At 56.8% G+C, this 13,143-nt stretch carries 9 protein-coding genes; 4 read left to right on the plus strand and 5 right to left on the minus strand.

Translation table 11 applies throughout. From position 1 onward, the window contains the following. The first annotated feature begins 97 nt into the window (after nt 1-97). The 3 genes from sigE to tatB are packed head-to-tail and all read left to right on the plus strand — an operon-like array spanning nt 98 to nt 1,650. Nucleotides 98-739 carry an RNA polymerase sigma factor SigE gene (gene sigE, locus CBE74_RS17160; RefSeq protein WP_087453759.1) on the plus strand — a complete coding sequence of 214 codons (642 nt, stop codon included), beginning with the start codon at nt 98-100 and terminating at the stop codon, nt 737-739. A 35-nt stretch (nt 740-774) separates the two neighbouring features. Continuing rightward, entirely contained in the window at nt 775-1,206 is a 432-nt protein-coding gene (locus CBE74_RS17165; RefSeq protein WP_087453760.1) for an anti-sigma factor family protein, read from the plus strand. Between the two features lie 9 nt (nt 1,207-1,215). Beyond that, a complete protein-coding gene (tatB, locus tag CBE74_RS17170) occupies nt 1,216-1,650 on the plus strand; it encodes a Sec-independent protein translocase subunit TatB (RefSeq protein WP_134316007.1) in 435 nt (144 codons plus the stop codon). Here the strand turns inward: tatB and CBE74_RS17175 are convergent. From CBE74_RS17175 to CBE74_RS17185, 3 genes are read right to left on the minus strand one after another with little or no spacing between them, the layout of a single operon-like run. Further along, nucleotides 1,647-2,789 (minus strand): Mrp/NBP35 family ATP-binding protein, encoded by a 1,143-nt coding sequence (locus CBE74_RS17175; protein WP_087453761.1) that lies wholly within the window; start codon nt 2,787-2,789, stop codon nt 1,647-1,649. The genes tatB and CBE74_RS17175 overlap by 4 nt on opposite strands. A gap of 5 nt (nt 2,790-2,794) precedes the next feature. Beyond that, nucleotides 2,795-3,394 carry a DUF1003 domain-containing protein gene (locus CBE74_RS17180; RefSeq protein WP_087453762.1) on the minus strand — a complete coding sequence of 200 codons (600 nt, stop codon included), beginning with the start codon at nt 3,392-3,394 and terminating at the stop codon, nt 2,795-2,797. Between the two features lie 3 nt (nt 3,395-3,397). Continuing rightward, nucleotides 3,398-4,690, minus strand: a complete 1,293-nt coding sequence (locus tag CBE74_RS17185) for a magnesium transporter MgtE N-terminal domain-containing protein (protein WP_087453763.1) — start codon at nt 4,688-4,690, stop codon at nt 3,398-3,400. A gap of 163 nt (nt 4,691-4,853) precedes the next feature. On the opposite strand from CBE74_RS17185, the gene CBE74_RS17190 reads away from it, so the two are divergent. Next, on the plus strand, nt 4,854-5,516 hold the full coding sequence (locus tag CBE74_RS17190; protein WP_087453764.1) for a hypothetical protein: 663 nt from the start codon (nt 4,854-4,856) through the stop codon (nt 5,514-5,516). Between the two features lie 65 nt (nt 5,517-5,581). Here the strand turns inward: CBE74_RS17190 and CBE74_RS17195 are convergent, their stop codons facing one another. Next, nucleotides 5,582-9,268: a multifunctional oxoglutarate decarboxylase/oxoglutarate dehydrogenase thiamine pyrophosphate-binding subunit/dihydrolipoyllysine-residue succinyltransferase subunit gene (locus CBE74_RS17195; RefSeq protein WP_087453765.1), complete on the minus strand. Its 3,687-nt coding sequence runs from the start codon at nt 9,266-9,268 to the stop codon at nt 5,582-5,584. 161 nt (nt 9,269-9,429) lie between these two features. Beyond that, nucleotides 9,430-13,125 carry an ABC transporter ATP-binding protein gene (locus tag CBE74_RS17200; protein ID WP_087453766.1) on the minus strand — a complete coding sequence of 1,232 codons (3,696 nt, stop codon included), beginning with the start codon at nt 13,123-13,125 and terminating at the stop codon, nt 9,430-9,432. Between the last annotated feature and the right edge of the window lie 18 nt (nt 13,126-13,143).

The raw sequence follows: 13,143 nt of genomic DNA on the forward strand, positions 1-13,143 counted from the left end.
TCGTGTTTGATCACGTTTTGGGAAAGATTGGGCTTTGACAGGGCTTTTCCAGACTTCTCGCTGGTTTTCCCCAGAAGAGTCGGGCACAATACGTTTCATGACATCGAACAGCGGTTCCCTTTCACTCACTTCACGCCTGGATCAGACACACGAGACGGCTGAGCTGAATGGAACTGCTGTATTTGATGCCGGCACCGGGGCAATGCCCACGTGGGGAGAGCTCGTAGCAGAGCACGCGGACAGCGTTTATCGCCTAGCATTTCGGCTATCCGGTAACCAGCATGACGCAGAAGACCTGACTCAAGAAACCTTTATGCGCGTCTTCCGCTCGCTGAAGAACTACCAACCAGGCACCTTTGAAGGATGGCTGCACCGGATCACCACCAACTTGTTCCTAGACATGGTTCGGCACCGCTCCAAGATTCGGATGGAGGCACTGCCCGAGGACTATGAGCGAGTGCCCGGCACCGACATGACTCCGGAGCAGGCTTATAACATCTCCAACTTAGACCCGGCGTTGCAAAAGGCCCTTGATGATCTTGGCCCAGACTTCCGCGTTGCAGTGGTTTTGTGTGATGTTGTGGGCATGAGCTACGACGAGATCGCAGATACCTTAGGCGTGAAAATGGGCACGGTTCGCTCACGAATTCACCGCGGGCGCTCCCAACTGCGTGCGAGTTTAGAGGCTGCGGCGGCGACTAATGAAGAGGCCCAACTCCTCCTACCGATGTCTCACTAAAAACAACGGTAAAGTACGAGGCGGAGGTGGAAAGAGTGACCCATGGACACCGCAACAGTAGAGCCGAAAAAATTCGGCACTTTGCCTCGGTTGAGCATCTTAACCCGGAAGCCGTAGCCGCGCTTGTCGACGACGAACTCAGCAGCGCCGCAGCACATCGCGCAAAAATACATCTGGTGCATTGCAAAGAATGCCGCGATGAGGTCGACAGGCAGCGTCGTGCCGCTGACCGACTCCGTGGGTCCACGCACTCAGAAATGAAGGCCTCCTCCGATCTCCTAGCCAAGCTGCAGGGGATAGCGCACTCCTGCCCCGAGGGCCCCAACGCGGAGGACATGGTTGTTGCCCCGCAAACCCTCCTAGACAAGATCGATGGCATGGCCCGGAACATTAGGAAAACAAGCCAAAACCTGCGCAATGCTCGAATGGCGGCGCTGAAACACCTTGATGAGCCGAACTCCCGCTAAGGTATAAGTGTGTTTTCTTCCATCGGTTGGCCCGAGATCATCACTCTCCTAGTGCTGGGCCTCATCATCATCGGGCCCGAGCGTCTTCCCAAAGTCATCGAAGACGTCCGCGCCGCCGCGTATGCGGCAAAGAAAGCGATCCACAATGCCAAAGCCGAGCTCAACGGAGATTTTGGCGCTGACTTTGAGGAGCTTCGGGAGCCAATCAACAAATTGGCTTCTATCCAACGCATGGGGCCAAAAGCAGCGTTGACAAAAGCGCTTTTCGACGGCGACCAGGAATTCATGGATACCTTTGACCCGAAAAAAATCATGGAAGATGACACCGCAGGGCAGGCGTATCGTGAACAGCAGGCGGGCGTCGAAAAGCCTCACACTCCGCCGGCCCCAGAAATACAAAAACCCCAGCCAAAGCAGGGCTTTAGCTGGGACGATATTACTTAACCCTTCCTAGTGACTCCCAAACCAAGGGATTTACCTGCAAGGGATTCTCTTCGGACCACGAGCTTGTCTGCAATCGCATGAATCGCTTGTCCAGCGGGGGAGTCCGGAGCTCCTAGCGCAAGGGGCACGCCGGCGTCCCCGCCTTCGCGCAGTCGGGGATCGAGGGGCACGCTGCCTAGGAGAGGGACGTTTGCTCCAGTGAGCGTCCGCAGCCGCTCAGCCATCGCTTCGCCGCCGCCGCTCCCGAACACGTCCATGACGGTGCCGTCGGGAAGCACCATGGCAGACATGTTTTCGATGACCCCGGCGATGCGCTGATGCGTTTGAATGCTTATCGACCCAGCACGCTCAGCCACCTCCGCCGCAGCCGCCTGCGGTGTGGTGACAACGAGAAGCTCGGCGTTAGGAACGAGTTGGGCCACCGAGATGGCGATATCACCTGTTCCTGGCGGGAGATCGAGTAGGAGGATGTCTAGGTCGCCCCAGAAAACATCTGCTAGGAACTGCTGTATCGCACGATGCAGCATAGGGCCACGCCAAACAACAGGGGCGTTTCCTTCCACGAAGTGAGCAATCGAAATCAGCTTCACCCCGTGAGCCTGCGGCGGCATGATCATGTCGTCTACAGCATGCGGCCGGTCCTCGGAGCCCAACATGCCGGGGACCGAGTGGCCGTAGATGTCTGCGTCGAGAACACCTACTTTTAAGCCTTTCGACGCCAAAGCCGTGGCGAGGTTCACCGTCATAGACGACTTTCCTACGCCGCCTTTGCCTGACGCCACCGCGAAGACTCGGGTAGTCGAATCAGGTTGTGCGAAGGGGATGACGGGTTCTTCAGTGCTGCCGCGCAGTGTTTGGCGGAGTTCTCGACGTTGGTCATCGGACATGACGTCGGTGCTCACACTCACCTCTCCTACTCCCGGAAGCTCTTCAAGAACTGCGCGAGTATTTTCTGTGAGGGTGCTCTTCATCGGGCAAGCGGCAATGGTCAGATAAATCTCGACGTGCACGTCGTTTCCGCTGATCACAATGGATTTCACCATTCCGATCTCAGTGATGGGACGGCCAATCTCGGGGTCTTCGACGCGTGCGAGGGCTGCGCGCACGGCGGATTCAGAAAGATTATGTTGAGTAGTCATTGTTTTTATTTGTAGTCGTTCTTCTCGTCGTCGTAGAGATCGCCTTGAGTAGGATCGGATATTTCCTCGTGGCCGGTGTCGTTGAGCTCGTGGATGAGGGCGATTCGCGACGCTGCTTCGTCGTCAAGCTTTGCCTCAAGGCGTTCGAGCATGTTGTGAAGATCTTCAAGCTCGTGCCGTAAATAATCGCGGGAGACCATGTCGCCAACTGCCAGACGCAAGCCGGCAAGCTCTCGCGTGATGAACTCGGTGTCGGCCTTTGTCTCAAAAGCTCGACGACGATCCTCGTTCAAGGACACACGGTCCCGATCCTCTTGCCGATTTTGCGCTAGGAGGATGAGAGGGGCCGCGTACGCAGCCTGCGTAGAAAACGCGAGGTTGAGCAAGATGAAGGGATAGGGGTCCCATTGCCAGACAAAGACTCCACAGTTGAGCACCACCCAGACGGCAACGAAGATGGTTTGCCACATGAGGTAGGTGCCGGTTCCAAAGAACCGTGCCACTTTTTCGGCGTAGGCGCCGACGGTGTCGTCGTCAAGCTTAAGGAATCTGCGGCGCTTCTTTAAAAAGGGCGTGTCAAGGTCAGAGCGATTGTATTCTGCCATGGGCTAGCCCTCTTTAGAGATGGGTGTTACGGGGCGGATCCCGGTTTCTCGCCAGTCATCCGGTAGGAGGTGGTCGAGAAGGTCATCGACGGCCACCGCGCCTAGGAGGTGGTTTTCGTCGTCAACCACCGGACCGCACACCAAATTGTAGGTGGCGAAGTACCGCGCGGCGGTTTCCTGAGAATCGCTGGCGTAGAGCGGCGGGAGATCGGGGTCGAGGATGCCGGAGATCAGGGCGCTGGGGGGTTCTCGCAAAAGTTTTTGCAAGTGCACGCATCCGAGATATTTTCCGGTGGGCGTGGCAGTAGGAGGGCGGACGACGAACACCAAGGACGCCAAGGACGTTGGAAGATCGGGGTTCCGCGCAAGGGCGAGAGCCTCAGCGACCGTCGTTTGGGGCGCAAGAATGAGCGGTTCGGGGGTCATGAGTGCGCCCACGGTGTCGGGGCTGAAGCTCATGAGTCGGCGAACCGGAGCGGATTCTTCTGGATCCATGAGCTCTAGGAGAACGTCTGCTTTGTCGTCGGGGAGTTCGCCTAGGAGGTCGGCGGCGTCGTCAGGATCCATCTCCTCAAGAACATCTGCAGCACGCTCGATGTCGAGGGTCTCAAGGAGTTCGGCCTGCCGATCCTCTGACATTTCTTGGAGCACGTCGGCGAGGCGATCGTCGTCAAGCTCGCTGGCCACAGTGACACGCTGGCGCTCTGGAAGCTTATAAAGCACCGTGGCGACGTCCGCAGGCCGCATATCCTCAAAGCCCGCTATAAGCTCGGCCGCGGCATCGGAAAGGCCTACGCCAGCAGCAGAAATGCCGTGCACGTGGGACCACGGAACGGTAAAGAGATCGGGACGACGGCCAAATTTGGGTCGCTCGCCGATCACTGCGACACGAGAGATAGCCCAGTCGCGAGTTCGGGTGCGCTCTAGTTCTACGTCCGCGACCTCGACCGGACGGCCATGTAATTGATCAAGTTCGGGGTCATCAACATGAACTTTGGAGCCGATGATGTCGCCGACCACAGCGACTTCACCATGCCGAGGTTTATAACCACGCAATGAAACCGAACCAGAAACGAGGTTGATCTCCTGTGGTTCGATAGCCGCGACGCGCAGCATGGGCAGAAAGATTCTTCGATTATTCATCATTTCCACCACAAGCCCCAGGACCCGTGACATGTGGCCGCTAGGGCGAACGTTAACGACCACGTCACGGACTCGACCAATAACATCTGTGTCTGGTCCGCGCACTACCATTCCGGCGAGGCGGCCGGCGTACACTCGTGTCACTTGACTCATGGTTTACCAGTCTACGTGCTTAAACGAATTCGACAACTTCAAGGGTGCTCTAGGGTTCCCGCGACTAGGAGAGGGGAGAGGGCTGGGATATTTACTAAAGCAAGCTAAACTCTCCCAAAGCCCCCTTTCCTAGTCACGTGGATGAAAGGCCTCCTGAACACATATGAGCCGTCGAGCAGAATTAATTGGATCGCTACTTGTGGGTGTTGTCGCATTAACCGGATGCTCCCGCTTTGAACCAAACGCAGATCCCATACCGGACCAGCATAAAGTGATAGTGATTGCGGTCGACCCCGGCTCTTGGGAGCAAGTCGTTTTGGGAGAAGCTTATAGCCAGGCGCTTCAGCATGCCGGGCGAGAAGCTGTGATTAGAGTATCGGCGACGACATCTCAGACGGATCCGCTGCGGTTGATCTCCCAGGGGGAAGCTGATTTGTATATCAGCTGTACCGGAAAGATTCTTACCTTGGCTAATTCGCATCGAGCGCGGGAGCTTTCCGACGACTACGTCAAAAACAAAGGGGCCTCCACCACCGATCAGTGGCGAGAAACTGTGTACTCGGAAATGATGGCGTCGCTAGGAAATAATGTGAATGCCACCGATCCTAGTAACACCATTGGCTGCGAGGATGAGACTCCGGAGCTACCTGAGAATCTTGTGCCGGTGTATCGCGAACCAGTGTTTACCAGGGAAAACCGCAATATCTTGAATCTCGTGTCAGGCTCGCTGTCCACAGAGAAATTGGAAAAGCTCGTGGAGGAAGCGGAACAAGGCATGAGCGCCTCCGCACCGGTGGAGAAGTTCCTCAAAGACGCCAAGCTTTAGATCAATATCACAAAAATAAGGTGTGAGGTACGAATCCGTACCTCACACCTTATTGTGCTTTGCGGCTAGTCGGCGAATGCTTCGTCGAGAAGCTGGCTTTGCTCAACTGCGTGGATCTTGTTCAATCCGGTTGCCGTTGATGCCTGAGCACGACGGGAAACGCGCTTCATCGGTGGCATATCCGGGATGAGCTCAGGAAGGTGCTCGTGGAGGAATGGCCACGGTCCCTGGTTAGCGGGCTCGTCCTGGCAGAAGCGGATCTCGTCGACATTCGGGTAGTAGTTGAATGCGTCGCGCAGACGGTTGAACGGAATCGGGTGCAGCATTTCGATGCGAACTATTGCCACGTCTTCGCGCTTGTCCTTTTCAACGCGCTTGGCAAGGTCGTAGTAGAGCTTGCCGGACACCAGCATGATCTTCTTGACCTTGGATGGATCAAGGTTGCCGTCGGTAAACCGTGGGTCGTTGATCACTGACTGGAATTTCTTTACCTCGGTGAAGTCGGAGACATCGGAGGTAGCGGCCTTCATGCGCAGCATGGACTTGGGGCTGAACACGATCAACGGACGCTTGAGTCCGCCAAGTGCGTGGCGACGCAGGAGGTGGAAGTAGTTAGCCGGGGTAGTCGGCTGAGCTACGGTCATGGTTCCTTCGGCGCTGAGTTGCAGATAGCGTTCGATTCGTGCAGAAGAGTGATCGGGGCCTTGGCCCTCGTAACCGTGCGGGAGTAGGAGGATCAATGAGGATGTTTGTCCCCACTTCGCCTCACCCGAGGAGACATACTCATCGATGATGGTTTGTGCGCCGTTAGCAAAATCGCCGAATTGCGCTTCCCAGGCGACTACTGCTTCGCCGTTTCCTACGGAGTAGCCGTACTCAAAGCCCATACCTGCGAATTCGGTGAGGGCGGAGTTATAGACGAGGAACTTGCCGCCGTTGCCCTTACGCTCAGCGAGCTCATTGAGCCCGTTGAACTCTGTGCCGTTGCGAGGATCGGAGACCACTGCGTGGCGCTGGGTGAAGGTGCCGCGTCGGGAGTCTTCACCCGTCAACCTCACAAATTTGCCGCCGGCAGCGAGGGAACCGAAAGCGATAAGCTCGGCCCAACCCCAGTCGATTCCACCGTTGTGCGCAGAGTCCAGGCGCTTTTGTGCTACTGGTGCCACGCGTGGGTGGAACTCGAAGCCCTCTGGCGCGGTGGCGTAGGCCTGCGCAATCTCCACGAGGTCTTCGCGCGAGATGTTGGTTTCCAAGCCGTGAGGAACCTGCTGAGAAGCGGTAATACCCGCCTGTGCTTCAAAGGGCTTCTTCTCGGATTCTTTGACATCGTTGAAGATGGATTCCATCTGGTCGTGGAAGTCGCGCTGGACCTTTTCTGCGTCCTCGGCGGTGAGTTCGCCGCGGCCCAGGAGGTTTTCCTTGTACTGCTCACGGACGGTCTTGCGAGCGTCGATAAGCTTGTACATCTCTGGCTGCGTCATCGATGGGTCGTCGGCTTCGTTGTGTCCGCGCCGGCGGTAGGAGATCATGTCGATGAAGACGTCTTTGCCAAACTCGCGACGGTATTCGGTAGCCAGCTTGCCCACCCATACGACTGCCTCGGGGTCGTCGCCGTTAACGTGGAAGACGGGGCAGCCATAAGCCTTAGCCAAGTCAGTGGCGTAGTGGCTAGAACGTGCAGAATCTGGTGTGGTGGTGAAACCGATTTGGTTGTTCACAACGATGTGAACGGTGCCGCCGACGGTGTAACCGCGCAGTTGTGCGAGGTTCAAGGTTTCCTGAACAATGCCAAGACCTGCAAAAGCTGCATCGCCGTGGAGCATCATGGGCATGACGGAGTATCCATCCTTGCCCTTGTCTAGGATGTCTTGCTTGGCGCGGGCGATTCCTTCCAAAACCGGATCGACGGCTTCGAGGTGTGAAGGGTTAGCGGCAAGTGAGACCTTGATCTCGTTGTCGCCAAACATCTGGATGTGGTTACCCTCTGCTCCAAGGTGGTATTTGACGTCACCGGAACCACCGGCAGCCTTAGGCTCGATGTGCCCTTCGAATTCGGTGAAGACAGTAGCGAGCGGCTTTCCAACTACGTTGACGAGGACGTTGAGGCGGCCACGGTGAGGCATACCGATAACGACTTCGTCCAGTCCCTGGCCTGCAGCGGTATCGATAGAGGAGTCCATGAGCGGGATAAGGGCTTCTGCACCTTCGAGGGAGAAGCGCTTTTGTCCGACGTACTTGGTTTGCAGGAAATCCTCAAAGGCCTGTGCGGCGTTGAGCTGCTGCAAGATGTATTTCTGCTCCGGCTGCGTGAACTTAGGCATGCCGGCTTCGATGCGATCTTGGAGCCAGAGGCGCTCGTCGCGGTCGAGGATATGGGTGTACTCGGACCCAACTTTGAGCGTGTATGCGGCGTGTAGCTTGCTGAGCACCTCACGCAGCGTCATGCTTTCCTTGCCGCCGAAACCGCCGACGTTGAAGGTGCGGTCAAGATCCCACAATGTGAGGCCGTGGGTAGCAATATCGAGATCGCGGTGATCTGGTACTGGCATACCCGGCTGGTGCCAACGCAGGGGGTTCGTGTCTGCGATGAGGTGACCGCGGGAACGGTATGCCTCAATGAGCTGCATAACGCGGGTGTTCTTGTCCACGCCGGTGTTAGGAAGATCCTGAGCCCAGCGCATAGGAGAGTAGGGGATGCCTACGGACTCAAAAATGCTGTCCCAGAATGCATCGTCGATGAATAGCTGGCTCAATGTGCGGAGGAATTCACCGGACTCAGCGCCCTGGATGATGCGGTGATCGTAAGTGGACGTAATAGTCACCAGCTTGCCCACACCAAGCTCGGCGAGGCGATCCTGGGAAGCCCCCGCGAACTCTGCTGGGTAGTCCATTGATCCAACGCCGATGATCGCGCCCTGGCCTTGGGTAAGGCGAGGCACAGAGTGGCGGGTACCAATTCCACCGGGGTTGGTCAGGGAGATCGTCACACCGGAGTAATCATCCATGGTGAGCTTGCCCACGCGAGAGCGTGCGACGATGTCCTCATATTTGGCGACGAACTCGGAGAAGGAGAGCTTCTCCGCCTCCTTGATGGCTGCTACGACGAGCGCACGCATGCCATTTTTTTGCTGCACATCGATGGCTAGACCCATATTGATGTGCTCAGGCGTATGAAGTGTGGGCTTGCCGTCAACAACTGAGTAATAGTTGTTCATATCGGGATGTGCCATGGTCGCCTTGACCACTGCATAACTGATGATGTGTGTGAATGAGACCTTTTCGCCCTTGGTGCGCTTGAGATGCTCATTAATAATTGCCCGGTTTTCAAACATGAGCTTGACAGGCATATCGCGAACCGAGGTTGCCGTGGGAACCTCGAGCGACTCATCCATGTTTTTGGCGATAGCCTTGTAGATGCCTTTTAGCGTTTGTTCGCCGGCTTGGGGCATCTCGCCTGTGCGCTCTAGCGGGGAAGGTTGAGTTTTCTTCACTTTTTTCTCGGGCTTAGGGTCTTTGGCAGCCGCCTGAGCTGGTTTATTCTCGCTCTTAGCTGCGACTTCAGCGGATTTCTTCGCCGAAGGGGTGGGCTGAGTGGACGTGTTCTCTGTGGGAGTGCCCGATTTCTTGGGTGCACCCTGCTCTTCGAAAAGTTCGCGCCATTCCTTATCTACGGACTGCGGATCCTTCTGGAACTGCTGGAACATCTCGTCTACCAGCCAATCATTCTGGCCGAAAGTACTAGCGCTGCTCACTGCAGGTGCTCGCCTCATTTCTTTGTGAGATTACTTACGTCTATTCACACTGTAATAGCTTTTATATAGGCTAACCAGTTTCTCCCCTCAACGACGAAATCCACAGGAAAGTTTTTCGTTCTTGGGAGGAAACAGCTGGAAACATCACCGCATAAAGGCGTCTAACTGCGTAATCCTCCTTCTCCATGCGCCCACATTCTGGAGTAAATACCCCCAAAAGTGCGGAGCTGGTCGTGGGTTCCTTCCTCCACAATTGTGCCCTTGTCAACAACTAGTATCCGGTCGGCCTTCGCCGCTGTGGCAAGGCGATGCGCGATGATGATGGACGTTCGGTTGCGGGTAAGGCGTTCCGACGCTTTCAGGATCGTCGCCTCCGTTGCCGGATCTAACGTTGCGGTTGCTTCGTCGAGAAGCAAGACATCAGGCTCGATCATCTCTGCGCGGGCAAGCGCAATGAGCTGACGCTGCCCGGAGGATAATCCACGCCCCCGTTCTCCTACGCGCGCGTGGAAACCTCCCGTGATGGCAGCAATTGCGGTGAGCGCTCCGACCCGCCGCGCCGCGTCGGTGATTTCTTGTTGCGATGCGTCGGGACGTCCATACGCGATGTTATCGGCCACTGTTCCTGCAAAGAGATGCGCCTCTTGGGGGACAAAACCCACGCGCTGCCGCCATCGGATAAGCGGAAGTTCCCGCAGATCCGTCCCCGAGGAAGAGACAGATCCCCGGGTGGGGTCGTAAAACCGTTCCACTAATTTGATGGCCGTGGATTTTCCCGCGCCAGTCGGGCCGACCACAGCCACCGTGCTTCCTGACTCAAATCGAGCATGAAAATTACGTATGACTTCAGCATCTGGCGAGTAGGAGAAAGAGACATCGGAGAATTCAATCGGCCCTGCCGCCTCGACGCGCTGATCCCCTCCTAGCGACACGGATGGTTGTGTCGCTAGGAGAGAGGAGATGCGACAAAAACCAACTTGGGCCTGCTGATAAGAATCAAAGACCTGCGACAAGTGCTGGATGGGAGTATAAAGCCTGTCGAGGTAGAGCAGGAAGGCAACAAGTACTCCGGCCTTGATCTGTCCACTAATAACAAGCTGTGTACCTACCGCAAGCACGGCTGCCTGTAAGAGCTCGCTGACCGCATTGATACCAGGAAAATAGACGGCGACGGCAGTTTGCGACTGGATGCGAGTGCGTCGATACGCTGCTGCACGACGGGCGAAGCGCGCAATGGTGTACTCCTCCATGCCTGCCATCTGGGAAGCTTTGAGGCCGTTCATGGATTCCTGGAACATGGCGTTGACACTGCTGATTTCCTCGCGCGCTTTGGTGTAGAGCTGTGACGAGATGCGCCGGAAGAAGAACGTGGCGACGGCAACCACCGGCACTCCTACTAACGCGATAAGAAAGAGTGTGACGTTGGTGAACCCCAGTAGCACGAGGATCCCTATCAGCGTGGTCAGCGAGACCACGGTCTGCGCCAAACTAGTCTGTAGGAAGGAGTTGAGCGCGTCGATGTCGGTGGTCATCCTCGTCATGATGGTTCCCGACATCGTGGTCTCGTAATAATCCATCCCCAGTTTTTGCAGGTGCGCGTAGGAGCGGACCCTGAGGTGATACAGAAGACGTTCTCCCGTACGCGCGGTAAGAATCGTGGTGGCTATGTCTGCACACCATGCAATAACGACGACCGTGAGGCCGATGGCGATGACTTCCCAGAGCACGCTCGCATTACCCATGGTCACGCCATCGTCGATAGCCCGGCGCACCAGCGTGGGAATAGCAAGACCAGCGGCAACCCCAACAATATAAAGGCCAACAACAAGAAGAATAAGCAGCCGCACCGACCCGAAAAGCTGATGCGCGGACACCCGACTCAGCTCGTCCGTAGGAGGTGGGCCAGGGCTTTCCGACGCCCGCGGCAACGCATCAACGCGCGCAAGCAGCTCCGGGGTCGCCGGCATAGCTGCCGCAGCAGAGCGGCCTCCTCGGCCTCCCGGTTTAGCCCCCGCCGAAGAAGCAGCGGCACGAATGGCCGAGGAGCTCATCGTCAAACGCTCATCCGTCTCCGCCACTGGTGTGGGCCACAGCGCATCCCAGTCGGGCTCAGCACCAGAATCAAAGGGAACACTGACTCCCTCCTCGTTGCTTTTGTCCGTAGGAGAGGAGAGGTCCATCAAATGGGCGAACTGTGCATCCCCGCGCATTTCCTCCCCATCTCCTACTCGCGTCACTCGGCCGTCCTCCACGAGTGCGATGCGATCAGAAAAGACCAGAGTGGAATGGCGATGCGCCACTGTAAGGATGGTGGTGCCTGGCAGCTCTGAGTGGATGGCACGGAAGATCGCACGCTCTGTAGAAGCGTCGATGGCAGAGGTTGCGTCGTCGAGAATGAGCACGCGCGGGCGCGTGACCAAGGCGCGGGCTATCGCGATGCGTTGGCGTTGACCGCCTGATAGCGTCAGGCCGCGCTCGCCGACGATCTGATCAATGCCTTGGGGCAGCGCGGAAATAAAATCTTCCGCCTGGGCCCACCGAATCGCCTGGATTATGTCTGCATCGCTTAGCCCTCGCCCCATGTCGATGTTGTCGCGGATAGTCGCAGAATAGAGGAAAGGTTCATCAAAAACGCAGCCTATGGCGGCGCGGAGGTCTGGGCGGGAGATGTCGGAATAATCCACCCCTCCTACTCGCAGGGATCCGGCGGCGGGCCTATAAAAGCCCGTGAGCAGCTGGACAAGCATTGTTTTGCCGGACCCCGGCGGACCAACCAGAGACACTGTTTCGCCAGCGGACACAGATAAGGAAAAGTCTTTGAGTATTCCGTCAAAGCTGACGGAGTCGCACTCTATCCCTAAGGGGCCCTCGGGGATGGCAACGGGGTGATCCGGTTCTGGGGCTTCCGGCTTTAAATTAATAACGTCCATCACTCTGTCAAAAGAGCTCAGTCCAAGCTGGACCTGGATCACCATCCCTGCAAGCATGGACACGACTGCGGTCATAGAAGTCAGATAAGCGCTGAACGCAAGAAAAGACCCGATAGTAATGTGGCCGCGCAACGCGAGGAAACCGCCGAGACCAATGCCCAGCACTAGCGCAATGTTGGGGAGTTGTTGGACGAAAGGTTTAAAGCGAGCAGTTAAGCGGGCAGAGCGCATTTGCTCGGAATAAACCCTCCTACTCAGCGCATCTAAGGTGGCGACTTCGCGGTCTTCTTGTGCAAAGGCTTTGACTACGCGAACACCCGTGATGGTTTCTTCTATGTGCGTGGCCAAGTTTGCCACCGATTGTTGCGCCGACCATGTCGCGGCAAAAAGCGTGGAGCGGGAGCGAAGCGATAACCAGACCAGTGGCGGAATGGACACCACAGCGATAAGCATCAGCCACGGGTTAATCCACGCCAGGATGATTAATGTAATAGCGATCTTGAGGAAGTGGCCAAGGAGAATCGGAAACATGGCCACCATGGCTTGCACGAGGTTGAGATCCGAAATGGATCGAGAAACTACTTGTCCGGTGATGAGTTGGTCTTGGCGGGGGCCGTCGAGAAGCTGAAGCGATCGCAGAACATCAATGCGGAGGCCGTGCTGGAAAGAGTTGGATAGAACACCCGCAAAATAACGACGGCCGAACTGGAACACGTACCGAGATAACGCCACAGCGATCAGAGCCCACACGACCGCGGATACTGAGTGCTTTGCGGAGCCCGTAGCTGCATCGACTGCGGAGCCGGCTAGGAGGGGGATGGTGGCGTCGAAAAGCGTAGTAAACACCGTCGAAAGGATCGCCGCGATCACAACGACGGGTTGACGCCACAACGTGGCTAGGAGAGTGCGGCCAACGTTGGGCGTCATAGTAGCGTGGGTCCTTTG

This window comes from Corynebacterium silvaticum (assembly GCF_002162115.2).
GTDB lineage: Bacteria > Actinomycetota > Actinomycetes > Mycobacteriales > Mycobacteriaceae > Corynebacterium > Corynebacterium silvaticum.